This window comes from Streptomyces asiaticus, assembly GCF_018138715.1.
GTDB classification, from domain to species: Bacteria; Actinomycetota; Actinomycetes; order Streptomycetales; family Streptomycetaceae; genus Streptomyces; species Streptomyces asiaticus.
In genome coordinates, this window is sequence record NZ_JAGSHX010000006.1 from 4,641,729 (window position 1) to 4,657,425 (window position 15,697).

General features: G+C 69.5%; 15 protein-coding genes and 1 tRNA gene. 10 read left to right on the forward strand and 6 right to left on the reverse strand.

Going from position 1 to position 15,697, the window contains the following annotated elements:
* Positions 1 to 35: 35 nt before the first annotated feature.
* A complete protein-coding gene (locus KHP12_RS26995) occupies positions 36 to 581 on the reverse strand; it encodes a DNA-binding protein (RefSeq protein WP_086886468.1) in 546 nt (181 codons plus the stop codon).
* Positions 582 to 699: 118 nt separating this feature from the next.
* Here KHP12_RS26995 and KHP12_RS27000 point away from each other — a divergent pair.
* Together KHP12_RS27000 and KHP12_RS27005 are read left to right on the forward strand one after the other, a co-directional pair.
* Positions 700 to 772 (forward strand) — tRNA-Ala (locus KHP12_RS27000).
* A gap of 187 nt (positions 773 to 959) precedes the next feature.
* The gene (locus tag KHP12_RS27005) at positions 960 to 2,111 is read left to right on the forward strand and encodes a response regulator (RefSeq protein WP_086886469.1); all 1,152 of its coding nucleotides are present in this window, start codon (positions 960 to 962) and stop codon (positions 2,109 to 2,111) included.
* A gap of 115 nt (positions 2,112 to 2,226) precedes the next feature.
* Here the strand turns inward: KHP12_RS27005 and KHP12_RS27010 are convergent, their stop codons facing one another.
* A complete protein-coding gene (locus KHP12_RS27010) occupies positions 2,227 to 2,949 on the reverse strand; it encodes a DUF5324 family protein (RefSeq protein WP_086886470.1) in 723 nt (240 codons plus the stop codon).
* 296 nt (positions 2,950 to 3,245) lie between these two features.
* On the opposite strand from KHP12_RS27010, the gene KHP12_RS27015 reads away from it, so the two are divergent.
* Both KHP12_RS27015 and KHP12_RS27020 read left to right on the forward strand, forming a co-directional pair.
* Positions 3,246 to 3,779 (forward strand): peptidylprolyl isomerase, encoded by a 534-nt coding sequence (locus KHP12_RS27015; protein WP_086886471.1) that lies wholly within the window; start codon positions 3,246 to 3,248, stop codon positions 3,777 to 3,779.
* A gap of 134 nt (positions 3,780 to 3,913) precedes the next feature.
* Positions 3,914 to 4,798, forward strand: a complete 885-nt coding sequence (locus KHP12_RS27020; RefSeq protein ID WP_037954553.1) for a rhomboid family intramembrane serine protease — start codon at positions 3,914 to 3,916, stop codon at positions 4,796 to 4,798.
* Positions 4,799 to 5,118: 320 nt separating this feature from the next.
* On the opposite strand, the gene crgA is transcribed toward KHP12_RS27020, so the two are convergent.
* A complete protein-coding gene (crgA, locus tag KHP12_RS27025; protein ID WP_020869949.1) occupies positions 5,119 to 5,376 on the reverse strand; it encodes a cell division protein CrgA in 258 nt (85 codons plus the stop codon).
* Positions 5,377 to 5,521: 145 nt separating this feature from the next.
* Here crgA and KHP12_RS27030 point away from each other — a divergent pair, with 145 nt between their 5' ends.
* From KHP12_RS27030 to KHP12_RS27055, 6 genes are all read left to right on the forward strand, one after another.
* Positions 5,522 to 6,292 carry a DUF881 domain-containing protein gene (locus KHP12_RS27030; RefSeq protein ID WP_210609542.1) on the forward strand — a complete coding sequence of 257 codons (771 nt, stop codon included), beginning with the start codon at positions 5,522 to 5,524 and terminating at the stop codon, positions 6,290 to 6,292.
* 53 nt (positions 6,293 to 6,345) lie between these two features.
* Positions 6,346 to 7,023 (forward strand): class E sortase, encoded by a 678-nt coding sequence (locus tag KHP12_RS27035; RefSeq protein WP_211833853.1) that lies wholly within the window; start codon positions 6,346 to 6,348, stop codon positions 7,021 to 7,023.
* Between the two features lie 84 nt (positions 7,024 to 7,107).
* Complete coding sequence (locus tag KHP12_RS27040) at positions 7,108 to 7,284, forward strand: hypothetical protein (protein WP_020869946.1); 177 nt, start codon at positions 7,108 to 7,110, stop codon at positions 7,282 to 7,284.
* Positions 7,281 to 7,931: an aminodeoxychorismate/anthranilate synthase component II gene (locus tag KHP12_RS27045; protein ID WP_037954544.1), complete on the forward strand. Its 651-nt coding sequence runs from the start codon at positions 7,281 to 7,283 to the stop codon at positions 7,929 to 7,931. The genes KHP12_RS27040 and KHP12_RS27045 overlap by 4 nt, the downstream gene beginning before the upstream one ends.
* Complete coding sequence (locus tag KHP12_RS27050) at positions 7,928 to 9,616, forward strand: class E sortase (RefSeq protein ID WP_211833854.1); 1,689 nt, start codon at positions 7,928 to 7,930, stop codon at positions 9,614 to 9,616. Before KHP12_RS27045 ends, KHP12_RS27050 begins: the two co-directional genes overlap by 4 nt.
* A gap of 40 nt (positions 9,617 to 9,656) precedes the next feature.
* Positions 9,657 to 10,397: a class E sortase gene (locus tag KHP12_RS27055; RefSeq protein ID WP_086885246.1), complete on the forward strand. Its 741-nt coding sequence runs from the start codon at positions 9,657 to 9,659 to the stop codon at positions 10,395 to 10,397.
* Positions 10,398 to 10,620: 223 nt separating this feature from the next.
* On the opposite strand, the gene pknB is transcribed toward KHP12_RS27055, so the two are convergent.
* The 3 genes from pknB to KHP12_RS27070 form a co-directional block, all read right to left on the reverse strand.
* Positions 10,621 to 12,639 carry a Stk1 family PASTA domain-containing Ser/Thr kinase gene (gene pknB / locus KHP12_RS27060; RefSeq protein WP_086885245.1) on the reverse strand — a complete coding sequence of 673 codons (2,019 nt, stop codon included), beginning with the start codon at positions 12,637 to 12,639 and terminating at the stop codon, positions 10,621 to 10,623.
* A 165-nt stretch (positions 12,640 to 12,804) separates the two neighbouring features.
* Entirely contained in the window at positions 12,805 to 14,277 is a 1,473-nt protein-coding gene (locus KHP12_RS27065) for a peptidoglycan D,D-transpeptidase FtsI family protein (RefSeq protein ID WP_086885244.1), read from the reverse strand.
* Positions 14,274 to 15,686: an FtsW/RodA/SpoVE family cell cycle protein gene (locus KHP12_RS27070; protein ID WP_086885243.1), complete on the reverse strand. Its 1,413-nt coding sequence runs from the start codon at positions 15,684 to 15,686 to the stop codon at positions 14,274 to 14,276. The genes KHP12_RS27065 and KHP12_RS27070 overlap by 4 nt, the downstream gene beginning before the upstream one ends.
* Between the last annotated feature and the right edge of the window lie 11 nt (positions 15,687 to 15,697).

The following is a 15,697-nucleotide window of genomic DNA, read 5'->3' on the forward strand; positions in this document are numbered from 1 at the left end:
CCGCCCCGTCATCGACTCGTCAGCAGTTCAGCCCGTCAGCTCTGGTGCGCCTCGTAGTGGGCGACCGCCTCGGCGGTCCGCCCGGCGCCGTACACACGGAGAAACTCTGCCAGCTCGGGGTGGGTGGGGGCGAGGGAGTCGGCGGCATCGATGATGTCCCCCGCGGCCGCCACGGACCGCAGCAGCGACTGGATCTCGCGTACCACTCGCCGTACGGTCGGGGCGCCCGTGCTCGCCGTGGTCTGGGTGGAGTTGAGGACCGAGCCGCCCGCGGACTTCTTGATCTCCTCCATGCGCTCGGCGGCCTCGGCGGCGCTGACCCTGCCGTCCGCAGCCTGACTGGACAGCTCCTGGAGCGCCTGCACCCGCTGGACCACGGCGGGGTTGCCGATCTTGGCGCGCTGGCCGCTCATGAGCTGCGAGAGCATGGGCGCGGACAGACCGAGGATGGCGGCGAGGCGGGCCTGGTTCAGACCGAGATCGTCGATGAGACGGCGAAAGAGCGCCCCCAGCGGCTCCCCGTACCAGCTGCGCTGAAGCTCCCGTGCGCGCGCGGTGGCATCCTGCTGTGTTGCGTCCATCTCGCTCTCCCCTTCGCTTCGCTGCCGCGAATCTTGCGTGGCATCCTACGGAGAGCGCTACGCGCGAGCGATACCCGGTCGGGAATGCTGGTCGGTACCAGGTATCCTGATCGGCGAAGGGGCCTTAGCTCAGTTGGTAGAGCGCCGTCTTTGCATGGCGGATGTCAGGAGTTCGACTCTCCTAGGCTCCACCTCCATCACCAGCCAGGACGCCGGACCGGTGTCCTGGCTGATGCGTTTTCTCCCCTGATATCGGTGTTGCCACTCTTGTCATTGCCCGGCGCAACACCCGCGGGATGCTCCAGGGTGTTTTCCACAACTCGGGCAGATCGCCCGGGAGTCGTCTGATCGGCGCGGTGCGCCGTACAGGGGGACACGATGAGTGGGCTGCATCCGCTGGGCGAGAACCTGCCCGAGGAGTGCCGGGCGTTCGCTGTGGAGCTGAGGAAGCTGTTCCTGGGGCTGGGAGTCTCGATGCGCAGATACGCGGTGCGCAGGCACCGGGATCCGAGCACCATCTCGCGGTTTCTGAGTGGCACCCGGATCCCGCCGTGGGAGTTCGTCTTCGATCTGTTCACCGATCTCGCGGCGCAGCGCGGTGTCGCTCCCACCCCCGCCGCCCTCGAGCTGGTGCGGGAGCTGCACCGGGCCGCGGTCCGCACCAGCCGCTCCCCCGGGCATGCCATGGAGATCCTTCAGATCCAGCTGGCCGACGCCGACCGGCACGCGCGGGTCTCCTTGGCGCACCAGGACGTGCTGGGCGAGGCGCTGCTGGACCGCAAGCACCGCATCGCCGATCTCGAGGTGCGGCTGAGCCAGGCCGAGGCGGCCTGGGCGACGGAGCGGGCCCGGGCGGATGCGCTGGAGCGTGATCTTCCGGACCGGGAGGAGCTGATCAAGGAGCGGGATCTGCTTCAGCAGGAGGTGCGGCGGCTCACCGAGGAGCTGGACGAGGTGCGGCTGCGGGGCCGACTGGCGGAGGAGCGCTGTCTGGTCCTGGAGCGGCAGCTGGCCATGGTGGAGTCCCAGCGCCCGGCCGCGATGCCACAGCAGGAGGAGGAGCCCATGGGACGGGCGGGGCCCGCGGCGTCCCAGCGGGCCGTGGGGCCGCGGCCGAAGATCCTCGTGGTGGACGACCAGCAGAACAATCTGCTGGCCATGGAGGCCGTGCTGGCCACGCTCGACCAGGAGCTGGTGACCGCGACCTCCGGGCAGGAGGCCCTCAAGGCGCTGCTCGACCATGACGACTTCGCGGTGATCCTGCTGGATGTGCAGATGCCCGAGATGGACGGCTATGAGACGGCTGCCCATATCAAGCGACGCTCCCGTAACCGGGACATCCCGATCATCTTCCTCACCGCGATGGGCTCCGATCCCGAGCACTCCTCGCGGGGCTATGCGGCCGGTGCGGTGGACTACATGGCCAAGCCGATCGACCCCTGGGCGCTGCGGGCCAAGGTCTCGGTCTTCACCGAGATCTTCCTGGAGCGGCGGCAGCGCCGCTCCCAGGGGGAGGAACCGGCGGACTGAGCCGGAGCCGCCCCGGAGAAGCCGGAGCCGCCCCGGAGAAAAGGACGAGGGGCGGGAGATCGGCTGATCTCCCGCCCCTCGTGGCGGGCATGCGCCGGGCGCGTGAGCGGCGCTCTCAGCGCTCGTCGTCCCTGCGGGCCTCGGCCTCGGCCTGCTTGGCCTGCACCTCGGGGTCGACGGCGTTCTGGTCGCTGCCGTCCACCGCCGAGAGCCGCTCGCGGTCGCCCACCTCGGTCGCCGCCGGGGGCTCGACCAGCCAGTCGGGGTTGGCCTGCTTGTCCCACCACTTCCACGCGGCGTAGACCCCCGCGCCGACCAGGCCGATGAAGGTCGCCCGCTTGGCGAAGCGGGCGGTCCGGGCCCGGCGGCGGTGCTTCCGGGCGAGCTTCTCGATCTCCGCGGCTGTCACATGGGTGCGCAGCGCCGCGATGGCCGCCGCCGTGCGCACGGCCGCCTCCTCGCGCGCCGGTCCCGCGGCGGCGCGCACCCCGGCCACCGCCTGCTCCACCCGCGGTGCCGTGTAGTCGGCGGCATGGCGTGCCGCCTTACGGGTCCGCTTGGCGGCCCGTGTGGCGGCCTGGTCCACCTTCGGCGGCAGGGTGCCGCGGGCCTGGTCGAGCCGTGGCGCGATATGGGCGTGGTACTGAGCACCGGCCGTGCACCGGGCCTGGTGTGCCGCGGTCGAGACCTTCGGCGCCAGCCGGACGCGGGCCTCGTGCGCGTAGCGCGTCGCGGTGTCCTTGGCCGTGCCGGCATAGGGCGCCACCGCCTCCGCGGCGTGCAGGACGCTGCCCTTGGCGGTGCCGGTCGCGGCTCGCACGCTGTCAATGCGGGTCACGGGATCCTCCTCCTCGGTGGCGTGGTCAAGCTCCGGGGTTCAGAGTCGTGCGTTGTTGTTGCGCGCTCTATTTGCCCAGTTTCGTGTTTCCATCCCAAGAAAGATCATGCCTGTTTGTGGAGATCATGCCCGTTCGCAGCATGACCAGCATGTGTGATCGGGCATCTGGGTCATAGGGAGGATTCTCGGGGAAACCGTGCGGATCGGCGCGCCCGGGGCCGCCTCAGCGGCTACTCGTCCGCCTTGCGTCCGTGCGAGGATCAGGAGACGTAAGTGAAAACGATGGAAGGTTGATCGTGGCCGAGCAGCTATACGCCACCCTGAAGACGAACAACGGCGACATCGTGGTCCGGCTGCTGCCGAACCATGCGCCCAAGACGGTCAAGAACTTTGTCGAACTGGCCGAAGGCACTCGCGAGTGGACTCACCCAGCCACCGGCAAGAAGGCCAAGGAAAAGCTCTACGACGGCACCGTCTTCCACCGGGTGATCAGTGGCTTCATGATCCAGGGCGGTGACCCGCTGGGCAACGGGACCGGTGGTCCCGGCTATGAGTTCGGCGACGAGTTCCACCCGGACCTGGCCTTCAACAAGCCGTACCTGCTGGCGATGGCCAACGCCGGCCCGGGCACCAACGGCTCGCAGTTCTTCGTCACGGTCGCCCCGACCGCGTGGCTGACCGGTAAGCACACCATCTTCGGCGAGGTCGTCGACGAGGGCAGCAAGAAGGTCGTCGACGCGATCGCGGGCACCGCGACCAACCCGCGCACCGACCGTCCGCTCCAGGACGTCGTCATCGAGTCGGTCGTCATCGAGACGCGCGAGGGCTGAACCCGTACGGGGAGCTCTCATGCCCCGGTACGGGGAACTTTCAGGCCCCGCTTGTCCGTGTGAACAAGTGTCCGTGTGTACAAGCGGGGCGGGGGAACGCCCGATCAGAAGTGGACAAGGGGCGAGGGGACACCATGGAGGACCAGGCGGTCTGCTGCTACCGGCACCCCCAGCGGGAGACCGGCATCAGCTGCACCCGCTGTGAGCGCCCGATCTGCCCCGAGTGCATGATCAGCGCGTCTGTGGGGTTCCAGTGCCCCGAGTGCGTGAGCGGACGGGCGTCCGCCGGGTCCGGGGCCTCGGCCGCCGGACCCCCGCCGCGCGCCGCCCAGCCGCGCACCCTGGCCGGCGGCACGATGGCCTCGGACCCCCGGCTGATCACCAAGATCCTGGTGGCCATCAACATCGCGGTATGGCTCGCCGCGCTGTCCGCGGGCGACCGGCTGGTGAACGATCTCGACCTGGTCGGCCGGGCCTACGACCCCGGCACGGTGCAGATCGTCGGCGTCGCCGAGGGCCAGTGGTGGCGGCTGGTGACCTCGGTCTTCCTCCACCAGCAGCTGATGCACATCGCCTTCAACATGCTCTCGCTGTGGTGGATCGGCGGCCCGCTGGAGGCCGCGCTCGGCCGGGTCCGCTTCATCGTGCTGTACATGCTGTCGGGTCTTGGCGGCAGTGCGCTGTCGTATCTCCTGGCCGCGCAGAACCAGCCGTCGCTGGGCGCCTCCGGCGCGATCTTCGGCCTGCTCGGCGCCACTGCCGTGCTGATGCGCCGGCTGAACTACGATATGCGGCCGGTCATCGCGCTGCTGGCGCTGAATCTGCTCTTCACCTTCACCTGGTCCGGCATCGCCTGGCAGGCCCATGTCGGCGGGCTGGTCGCGGGCACGGTGGTGGCGTACGGGATGGTGCACGCGCCCCGGGAGAAGCGGGCGCTGGTGCAGCGGGGGACCTGCGTCCTGGTGCTGCTCGCGATCGTCGCGATGGTGTGGATCCGGACGGTGCAGCTCACCGGGTGAAGCCACCCGCTGAGGAAGCTCACCGGATGAGCGGGGCGGCCGGCCGATGAGCGGCCGGCCATGGGCCACCTGGGACGAGCCGGACCCGGTCAGTTGTCCACAGCGCGTGGCGGATCTTACGCAACCTGTGGAGAACTTGCGTACGCCCCCCGGCTGACCTGCGTTTTCGCAGGAAGACGGGGGTGTGAACGATCGAACAGACGCCCGTTACCGGTCACACCGGCGTCAACACGGCAGAGGTTATCCACAGATCTTCTGAGTTTTCCCCGGCTGTGGATAACCCTGTGGACAACGTGGGGACGAGCCTGCGGACCGCCGGGTCACTTCCACTGGGTGGAGACGACGAACCCCGCGGCGATGAAGCCGAAGCCGACCACGATGTTCCAGTTGCCCAGCGATTCCACCGGCATGTCCCCCGTGGTCACGTAGAAGATGACGATCCACGCGAGGCCGATCAGGAACATGGCCAGCATCAGCGGTGCCACCCACCGGCGGCCGCTGTTCAGACTGATACTGGCTGCCTGCTTCGCCGGCGGCGGCGTGAAGTCGTCCTTCTTGCGGATCCGTGACTTCGGCACGAGGAACTCTCCTGTCGATGCGCTGCGTGACCGCGCGGGGATGTGTACGGACGGCGCCGGGGCGGGACAGCGACGGGGACCACGTCCCTCCCCCACACGTCCGTTAGCGTAGTCCTTCCGCGGCGTCGTAAGGAGTAAGGGTACGTTGAGCAATTCCGCTGACTCCCCCACCCCGGCGTCCCGCCGCCCCCGGTTCCGCCCCGTACGGCTGCTGACCGGAGCGGTCTTCGCGCTGGCCGGACTGATCTTCTGGACCAGTTTCAACACGGCCCAGGGCACCAACCTCCGCAGTGATGAATCGATGCTGCGGCTCTCCGATCTCATCCAGGAACGCAGCCGTAAGAACGGCACCCTGGGTGACAGCACGGGCAAAATACGCTCCGAGGTCGACGCCCTCGCCCGGCGGGACAACGGCAGCACCCAGGCCGAGCGCCGCAAGCTGGCCGAGCTGGAGGAGACCGCCGGCACCAAGAAGCTCACCGGCCCCGGGCTCACCGTCACTCTTACCGACGCCCCGCCGAACGCCACCCCGCAGATCCCCGGCGTCCCGGATCCCCAGCCCAACGATCTCGTCATCCACCAGCAGGACCTCCAGGCCGTGGTCAACGCGCTGTGGCAGGGCGGCGCCGAGGGGATCAAGGTCATGGACCAGCGGCTGATCTCCACCAGTGCGGTGCGCTGCGTCGGCAACACCCTGATCCTCCAGGGCCAGGTCTACTCGCCGCCCTACAAGGTCACCGCCGTGGGTGACCGGGACAAGCTGGATGCCGCCCTCGCCGCCTCACCCGCGATCCAGAACTACCGCAGCTATGTCGACGCGTACGGCCTCGGCTGGAAAGTCGACCAGCACGACACGGTGACTCTTCCCGGCTACTCCGGCACAGTGGATCTGCACCAGGCACAGCCCATCGGATAGCACCGGCGGACCGGCGCGCGGCACCGGGGCAGCGGGGCGGACAGTGGGGGCCGATGAGAACGCGGCTGATCGTCAGGACGCTGAGTGAGATCTGCGTCACCGTCGGAGCTGTGATCATCCTTTTGGTGGTCTACGTCCTGTACTGGACCTCCGTACGGGCCGACCGCGCCATGGACGGCCAGATCGACCAGCTCCAGGACCGCTGGGCCACCGGCACGGTCAGCGCCGGTGCCGAGCCCTCGTCGAAGCCCCGCCGCTACGAGCCCGGCGCCTCCTTCTCGATCATGTACATCCCGCGCTTCGGCGCCGACTGGGCCAAGCCCGTCCTCGAGGGCACCGCCACCGACACCCTGAAGAAGGGGCTCGGCCACTACTCCCGCACCGCCCGCCTCGGCGCCCTCGGCAACTTCGCCGTCGCGGGGCACCGCCGCACCTACGGCGACCCCTTCAAGGACTTCCCCGAGCTGCGCCCCGGTGACGCGGTGGTGCTGACCGACGGCACCACCTGGTTCACCTACCGCGTCGACCGGCAGCCCTATCGCACCCTGCCGACCGACACCGGGGTGATCGATCCGGTGCCGCGCGCGTCCGGCTTCCGGCGCCCCGGCCGCTATCTCACGCTGACGACCTGCGAGCCGGAGTGGGGCCACAGCCACCGGCTGATCACCTGGGCACACCTCGACGCGACCCAATCCGTAGCCCAAGGCAAGCCCAAGGCTTTGTACAGCTGACCCTCCGGCCCCACCCCTCGCCCCTTACTCTGGTGCTGCACTCCGGTGCTGCAATCGACTTCGTCATCGGTGAGTAGGGATGGCATGTACGGCTGGATCTGGCGGCATCTGCCGGGTAACGCATGGGTGCGGGCGCTGATTTCGCTCGTGCTGGTGCTGGCGATCGTCTTCGTGCTCTTCCAGTACGTCTTCCCCTGGGCGGAGCCCCTGCTGCCGTTCAACGACGTGACCGTCGACCAGGGAATGGCGGGTCCGCGATGAGCGCGCGCATCCTGGTCGTCGACAACTACGACAGCTTCGTCTTCAACCTCGTCCAGTACCTCTACCAGCTCGGCGCCGAGTGCGAGGTGGTGCGGAACGACGAGGTCTCCCTCGGCCACGCCCAGGACGGCTTCGACGGAGTCCTGCTGTCCCCCGGGCCCGGCACCCCGGAGGAGGCCGGGGTCTGCGTCGACATGGTCCGGCACTGCGCGGGCACCGGCGTACCGGTGTTCGGCGTCTGCCTGGGGATGCAGTCCATGGCCGTCGCGTACGGCGGTGTCGTCGGGCGGGCCCCGGAGCTGCTGCACGGCAAGACCTCGCTGGTGACCCATGAGGGGGCCGGCGTCTTCAGCGGGCTGCCCACCCCGTTCACCGCCACCCGCTATCACTCGCTGGCCGTGGAACGGGGGACGGTGCCCCCCGAGCTGGAGATCACGGCCTGGACGGAGACCGGTATCGCCATGGGTCTGCGCCACCGTGAACTGCGGGTTGAGGGCGTCCAGTTCCACCCCGAGTCGGTCCTCACCGAATGGGGCCACCTGATGCTCGCCAACTGGCTGGTGGAGTGCGGGGACACGGATGCCGTGGGGCGGTCCGCGGGGCTCGCCCCCGTGGTCGGGGCGGTCGGCGGTAAGGCCGGCGAGTGACCGGACCGCGCCCCGAGCGCGAGGGCGCCGCCCAGGGCGCCCGGGAGCCCGCCCCGTACGCGCCGTATGGGTCTCATGAGCAGCATGCCGCCCCTGGTGCGCATGGCGCCTCTGGTGCGCATGGCGCCCAGGGGGACCCGGACGCGTTCCCGGCGGCGGCTGCGGAGGGCCCGCGGGACCCGCGGGCCGATCCGCTGCCGGACTCCGCCCCGGCCGGGCCCACGGGGCGCGCCGTGGGCACCGCGTCGCTCTCGGTGCCGCCGCCCACCGGCCGCAGGCGGCGCGCCCGCCCGGTCGCCGCGGGGCCGGAGGACGCCGCTGAGCCGGCCGGGCCGCCCACGGGGCGTCGCCGCGCTCGTACGGCCCCCTCGGAGGAGGAGGCCGCCGGGCCGCCCACGGGGCGCAGACGCGCTCGTACGGCTCCCCCGGGGGCGGAGGAGGCAGCTGAGGCGGCCGGGCCGCCCACCGGGCGCCGTCGCGCCCGTACGGCCCCCACGGGGCCCTCAGAGCCCGCATACGCCGCCAGGACGCCGACGCCCACCCGCGCCTCGGGGCCATCCCCACGGTCCGGCGAAACGTCCCCACGGTCCGGCGGGACGTCCGCACGGTCCGGCGAAACGTCCCCACGGTCCGCCGAGACGTCCGCACGTGCCCCGGAGGCCGCCGAGACGGCCGTCCTGCCCCCGGTGCCGCCCCGGGGCGACGACGAGACGGTCGCCCTGCGCGCCGTGGAGGCGCCGCCCGCCGACCGGACCATGGTGCTGCGCAAGATCGAGGCCGAGCGCGACGGCGATCCCGAGCCCGATCCCGAGCCCGCGCCCAGCGGCCGGGCCGCCCGCCGTAAGGCCGCCCAGGGGGCCGGGAAGCGCGCCGGAAGGCACGGCTCCCGCGCCCGGCGCGGCACGGCGGAGGCGGGCGCCACACGGGACGCGGAGGGCGCGGGGAGCGCCGCGGACGCCCGGCCCCGCACCCGTATGGAGGCCAGGCGCGCCGCACGGGCGCGCAAGGACAGCCCCGGGGTGGTGGCGAGCCGGGTGGTCGGCGAGCTGTTCATCACGCTCGGCGTGGTGATGCTGCTCTTCGTCACCTATCAGCTGTGGTGGACGAACATCCTTGCCCATCAGCAGGCCAACGGCGCCGCGAACAACCTCCAGAAGAAGTGGGACGAGAGCGGCGACGAGCGGGACCCGGGCACCTTCTCGCCCGGACAGGGGTTCGCGATCATCTACATCCCCAAGCTGGATGTGAAGGCCCCGATCGCGGAGGGCATCGACAAGCACAAGGTCCTCGACCGCGGCATGGTCGGCCACTACGGCAAGAGCCCGCTGAAGACCGCCATGCCGTGGGACAAGAAGGGCAACTTCGCGCTCGCCGGGCACCGCAACACCCATGGCGAGCCGTTCCGCTACATCAACCACCTCAAGCCCGGCGACGAGATCGTCGTCGAGACGCAGAGCCGGTACTACACCTATGCGATGAGCAGCATCCTGCCGCAGACATCGCCGTCCAACACGGGCGTCATCAAGCCGGTGCCGCCCGGCTCCGGCTTCACCGAACCGGGGCGGTACATCACGCTGACCACCTGCACCCCGGAGTTCACCAGCACCTACCGGATGATCGTCTGGGGCAAGATGGTCGAGGAGCGGCCGCGTAGCGAGGGAAAGCCGGACGCGCTGGTCGAATGAGCGGGAACAGCCGGGTAACCAGAAAAAGGGGTACAACGCGGTGGCACGGACCGACCACGACGAGCGGCAGGACCGGCACCCCGGCCCGCCCGCAACGCCCAGCCGCCGCCCCGGCCGTGGACGGGTGGCCGCGGCCATCGCCGTCTTCGGCGAGCTGCTGATCACCGCGGGGATCATCCTCGCCCTGTTCGTCGTCTACTCGCTGTGGTGGACCAACGTCCTGGCCGACCGTGAGGCCAAGAAGCAGGGCGACCGGGTGCGCAAGCACTGGGCGCAGCAGGGGCCGGGCAAGCTGGACACCAAGAGCGGCATCGGATTCCTGCACGTGCCGTCCATGCACAACGGCGAGGTGCTGGTCAAGAAGGGCACCGCCACCGAGACCCTCAACGACGGCGTGGCCGGCTACTACACCAAGCCGGTCAAGTCCGCGATGCCGTGGGACAAGAAGGGCAACTTCAGCCTGGCCGCGCACCGGGACGGGCACGGCGCGAAGTTCCACAACATCGACAAGGTCCACGAGGGCGACCCGGTGGTCTTCGAGACCCGCGACACCTGGTACGTCTACAAGGTCTACGCGACGCTGCCGGAGACCTCGAAGTACAACGTGGACGTGCTGGACGCGGTCCCGAAGGAGTCGGGCCGGAAGCGGCCGGGCCGCTACATCACGCTGTCGACCTGCACCCCCGTCTACACCTCCCGCCACCGCTACATCGTGTGGGGCGAGCTGGAGCGCACCGAGAAGGTCGACGCGGACCGTACGCCCCCCGAGGAACTGCGCTAAGCGCTTCGCTGGAAGTGTGGCGATGCGTCGTCGGCCGACTGCGGCGCCGTCGTGGCAGGTCGCGCAGTTCCCCGCGCCCCTTTGGGGCGCTGCCCGAGCCGTAGCGGACTTCCTCCGACCTGCTTAGCCCCCCGGCAGGCCCCGAGCACGGAGAAGCCCCCGGCACCCTGAGAGGGTGCCGGGGGCTTCTCCGTGTCCCGGTGTCCCGGTGTCCGGAGGCCGGCTAGAAGCCGTTCTGGCCGCCGAAGATGCCTCCGCCGTTGTCACCGCCGCCGTTCCCGCCGTTGCCACCCTGGCCGGCGACCGTGATGAGGTTCACGGACTGGCCCTTGGGCACCTGGGTGCCCGCGCCGGGCTGGCTGGCCACCACGGTGGCGTTGTCGTCCTGCGGACCGGCGATGTTGCCCACGTTGAGGCCCAGGTCCTGGAGCGCCTTCTTGGCGTCCTTGAGGTTCTGGCCGCCCAGGTTGGGCACCGGCACGTTCTCGTCCTGCGCCGGCTTCTTGGCGACGGTCAGCGTGACCGTCGAACCGGGCAGGACCTCCTGGCCGCCCTTGGGCGTCTGGTCGGTGACCGTGCCGGCGTCGACGTCGCCGCTCTCGACCTCCTGGGTCTGGACCTTGAGGCCCTTCGCCTGGAGCGACTTCGTGGCGTCCTCGACCTTCTGCGTGGTCACGTCCGGGACGACGACCTTCTGCTGGGCCTCGGCGACGGTCAGGGTGATCGTGGCGCCCTTCGCGACCTTCTTGCCGCCCTTCGGGTCCTGGTCGATCACCTTGCCGGCGGTCTGGTCCGACTGCTCGGTCTTCTGCTCGACGTTGAAGCCCTTGGCCTCGAGCTGTTGCTTGGCCGATTCGTACTGCACGTTCAGGACGTCGGGAACCTCGACCCTGGCCGCGGGCTTGGGGCCCTTGGACATGGTCAGCTCGACCGTGCCGTACCGCTTGACCTCGTCGCCGCCCTTGGGGGTCTGCTCACAGACGGTGTTCTTGTCCGCGTTCTCGCAGAACTTGGAGCCGACGTTCTTGACCTTGAAGTCGCCGTTCTCGCCTTGACTCCTGGCGTCCTCGAGCGTCTTGCCGACGAGGTTGGGGACCGGGACCCTGTCGTCGTCCTTACCGCCGGAGAAGAGCGCCTTCCCGATGAAGATCGCACCGACCAGCACCAGTATCCCGGCGATGATCAGCAGGATCGTGGAGAGGTTGCTCTTCTTGCCGGGGCCCCCGCGCCCCCGGCCGCGGTCCGGCCGCTCGTCGTAGCCGAAGCCGCCGTCGTCCTCGCGCATCGGCGGAAGCATCGACGTCTGCGCCCCGGCGCCGGAGTTCTGCGGCCGCAGCATCGCGGTGGGCTGGTCGTCGGAGCCGTAGCCGACCGCGCCCAGGGCGGCGGTGGCGGCCACCGGCTGGCCCTCCAGGGCCGCCTCGATGTCGGCGCGCATCTCGTCGGCCGACTGGTAGCGGTAGTCGGGGTCCTTGACCAGCGCCCGCAGGACGATGGCGTCCATCTCCGGGGTGATCTCGGGGTCGTACGTGCTCGGCGGTTGCGGTTCCTCCCGCACGTGCTGATAGGCGACGGCCACCGGGGAGTCGCCCACGAACGGCGGCCTTACGGTCAGCAGCTCATAGAGCAGACAGCCGGTGGAGTACAGGTCGCTGCGCGCGTCGACGGTCTCGCCCTTGGCCTGCTCGGGGGAGAGGTACTGGGCGGTGCCGATGACGGCGGCCGTCTGCGTCATGGTCATACCGGCATCGCCCATGGCCCGGGCGATGCCGAAGTCCATCACCTTGACCTGGCCGCTGCGGGTGAGCATGACGTTGGCCGGCTTGATGTCCCGGTGGACGATGTTGTTGCGGTGCGAGTACTCGAGGGCCTGGAGGATGCCGGTGGTCATCTCCAGCGAGCGCTCGGGGAGCAGCTTTCTGCCCGAGTGGAGGAGCTCACGCAGCGTGGAACCGTCGACGTACTCCATCACGATGTACGGGATCGAGACGCCGTCGACGTAGTCCTCGCCGGTGTCGTAGACCGCGACGATCGCGGGATGGTTGAGCGAGGCGGCCGACTGGGCCTCTCGGCGGAACCGGGCCTGGAAGGACGGATCCCGGGCAAGGTCCGCCCGGAGCGTCTTCACAGCGACAGTACGGCCGAGGCGGGTGTCGTGCGCGAGGTAGACCTCCGCCATGCCACCGCGGCCGAGCACTGAGCCCAGCTCATACCGGCCGCCGAGGCGACGCGGCTCTTCCATAGCTACTCCAGCCCTCTTCCGTGGTTCCCGGCCGCACCTGTGGGCCGGCGAAGTGCTGCTCGCGCATACCGTACCCGGCACGTCTTACGGGACCCGGCCTCAGTGGCTATCTGATACCGGACCGGTACGGCGACGTGCGGGATTGGTATCCGGACGTGACGGGGGTCACTTGGCGCGCTCGGTTTCCAGTACGGCCTTCATCACGTTCTTGGCGATCGGCGCGGCCAGCTTGCCACCGGCGATGTCGCCACGGAGGGTGTTGGACCCTTCGATGACGACCGCGACCGCGACCGGCGAGCCGTCGTGCCCCTTGGCGTAGGAGATGAACCACGCGTAGGGGTTCTTGCTGTTGGCGACGCCGTGCTGCGCGGTGCCGGTCTTGCCGCCGACCGTGACGCCCGGGATCTGGGCGCTGGTGCCGGTGCCCTCCTTGACCACGGTCTCCATCATGCTCTGGAGCTTCTGGGCGTTCTCGGAGCTGAGCGGCTGGCTCATCTGCTCCGGGTCGGTCTGCTCGATGGTGTTGAGGTTGGGGGCGCGCAGCGAGTCGATCATGTACGGCTTCATCAGCTTGCCGTCGTTGGCGACCGCGGAGGCGATCATCGCCATCTGGAGCGGGGTGGCCCGGTTGTCGAACTGGCCGATGGCCGACATCGCGTTGCCCGGCCGGTCCATGTCCTCGGGGTAGACGCTGGCGTAGGCGCGGACGGGGGTGTCGACCGTCTCGTTGAAGCCGAACTTCTCGGCCTGCTCCCGCATCTTCTCCTTGCCGAGGTCGTCACCGAGCTTGCCGAAGACCGTGTTGCAGGAGTAGCGGAGTGCCTGCCGCAGCGAGGCGTTCTTGCAGGGGATGTTCCCCTCGTTGGGCAGGTTTTGGGTGGACAGCGGGAGCTTCCAGGGGACCGGGGACTCGGTCGGCGCGTCGATGTCGGTGTACTTGCCGTTCTCCAGCGCGGCCGCGGCGGTGACGACCTTGAAGGTCGAGCCGGGCGGGTAGGTCTGACGGAGCGCCCGGTTGAGCATCGGGTCGTCCTTGTCCTTCTTCGGCTGGAGCCCGAGCCACGCCTCCTTGTCCTTGGAGGTGGCGCCCGAGATCTTCGACGGGTCGTAGCTCGGGGTGGAGGCGAGGGCGAGGATCTTGCCGGTGCGCGGGTCGAGCGCGGCGACGGCGCCCTTCTTGTCACCGAGGCCCTTGAACGCTGCCTCCTGGGCCTTGCGGTTCAGGGTGGTGATGACGTCGCCGCCCTTCTGCTTCTTGCCGGTGATCATGTCGATCGTCCGGTTGAAGAAGAGGCGGTCGTCGTTGCCCGTAAGGATGCCGTCTTCGATGTTCTCGATCTGGTTGGCGCCGTACGCCTGCGAGGCGAACCCCGTGACCGGCGCCCACATGGGGCCGTCCTTGTAGGTGCGCTTGTACTTGAAGTCGATGCCGTTGGTCTCGGCGGATCCGGTGATCGGCTGGCCGTCGACGATGATGTTGCCGCGCGGCTGGCTGTAACGGGCGATCAGAACCCGGTGGTTTCCGTCGCGGTTCTTCAGCTCGTCGGCCTGGACGTACTGGAGCCAGTTGTCCCGCACCAGCAGGGCGAGGACGAGGAGTCCGCAGAAGATCGCGATTCGGCGCAGGGGCTTGTTCACGGTCGGACCACCTGGGTCATCTCGGCGTCTGTGGTGGGGGCGGGCGCCGGCGCCGGGCGGCGCGCGGTGTCGCTGACCTTGATCAGGATGGCGACGAGCGCCCAGTTGGCGATGACGGACGAACCGCCCTGCGCGATGAACGGCATGGTCATACCGGTCAGCGGGATGAGGCCCATCACACCGCCCGCCACGACGAAGACCTGGATGGCGAAGGCCGCGGACAGGCCGATGGCCAGCAGCTTGCCGAACGGGTCACGGGCGGCGAGGGCGGTGCGCACACCGCGCTCCACGATCAGGCCGTAGAGCAGCAGGAGCCCCATGGTGCCCGCGAGCCCGAGCTCCTCGCCGACGGTGGCCAGGATGAAGTCGGAGTTGGCGGCGAAGCCGATGAGGTCGGAGTTGCCCTGGCCGAGGCCGGTGCCGAAGACGCCGCCGGAGCCGAAGGCCATCAGCGCCTGGGCGATCTGGTCACTGCCTCCGTTCTTGGCCACCTCGAAGGGCTGGAGCCAGGCGTCCACACGCGACTGGACGTGCGGCTCGAAGGTGGCGACGCCGACCGCGCCGGCCGCGGACATCAGCAGACCGAAGACGATCCAGCTGGTGCGCTCGGTGGCGACGTACAGCATCACGACGAAGAGGCCGAAGAACAGCAGCGAGGTGCCCAGGTCGGTCTCGAAGACCAGGATGAGGATGCTCATCCCCCAGACCACCAGGATCGGGCCGAGGTCGCGGCCGCGCGGCAGGTACAGCCCCATGAAGCGGCGGCTGGCCAGGGCGAGCGCGTCCCGCTTGACCATCAGATAGCCGGAGAAGAACACGGCGATGATGATCTTGGCGAACTCACCGGGCTGGATGGAGAAGCTGCCGAGGGTGATCCAGATGCGGGCGCCGAAACGCGCCGGGAAGAACATCGGAAGGATCAGCAGGATCAGCGCCACCACCATGGAGATGTAGGTGTAGCGCTGGAGGATGCGGTGGTCCTTGAGCAGGATCAGGACGCCGACGAAGAGGGCGACGCCCAGTGCCGAGTAGATCAGCTGGTTGGGGGCCGAGGGCGCGAAGGCCATGCCGGCGTCCTTCGCCCGCTGGGCCAGCCGCCTGGACTGGTCCAGCCGCCAGATCAGCACCAGGCCCAGCCCGTTGAGGAGCGTGGCGATCGGCAGCAGCAGCGGGTCCGCGTACGGCGCGAACTTCCGGACCACCAGATGGCCGACGCCTGCCAGCAGACCGAGCCCGAGGCCGTAGCTGAGCATGCCCGAGGGCATCTCGTCGCTGAGTGCCAGGCCGGCGTTGGCGTAGGCGAAGACCGGAATGATCACCGCGAAGACGAGCATGACCAGCTCGGTGTTCCGCCTGCTCGGCGGCCCGGCCGTACTGATCGTCGTCGTGTTGGTCGTACTACTGCTCATGGGTGGTCGGC

Excerpts from the sequence above, each read along its gene's own strand:
- KHP12_RS26995 (WP_086886468.1), bottom strand. The coding sequence starts at position 581 with ATGGACGCAACACAGCAGGATGCCACCGCGCGCGCACGGGAGCTTCAG.
- KHP12_RS27070 (WP_086885243.1), bottom strand. The coding sequence starts at position 15,686 with ATGAGCAGTAGTACGACCAACACGACGACGATCAGTACGGCCGGGCCG.
- KHP12_RS27005 (WP_086886469.1), top strand. The coding sequence starts at position 960 with ATGAGTGGGCTGCATCCGCTGGGCGAGAACCTGCCCGAGGAGTGCCGG.
- pknB (WP_086885245.1), bottom strand. The coding sequence starts at position 12,639 with ATGGAAGAGCCGCGTCGCCTCGGCGGCCGGTATGAGCTGGGCTCAGTG.
- KHP12_RS27045 (WP_037954544.1), top strand. The coding sequence starts at position 7,281 with ATGAGCGCGCGCATCCTGGTCGTCGACAACTACGACAGCTTCGTCTTC.
- KHP12_RS27035 (WP_211833853.1), top strand. The coding sequence starts at position 6,346 with ATGAGAACGCGGCTGATCGTCAGGACGCTGAGTGAGATCTGCGTCACC.
- KHP12_RS27020 (WP_037954553.1), top strand. The coding sequence starts at position 3,914 with ATGGAGGACCAGGCGGTCTGCTGCTACCGGCACCCCCAGCGGGAGACC.
- KHP12_RS27040 (WP_020869946.1), top strand. The coding sequence starts at position 7,108 with ATGTACGGCTGGATCTGGCGGCATCTGCCGGGTAACGCATGGGTGCGG.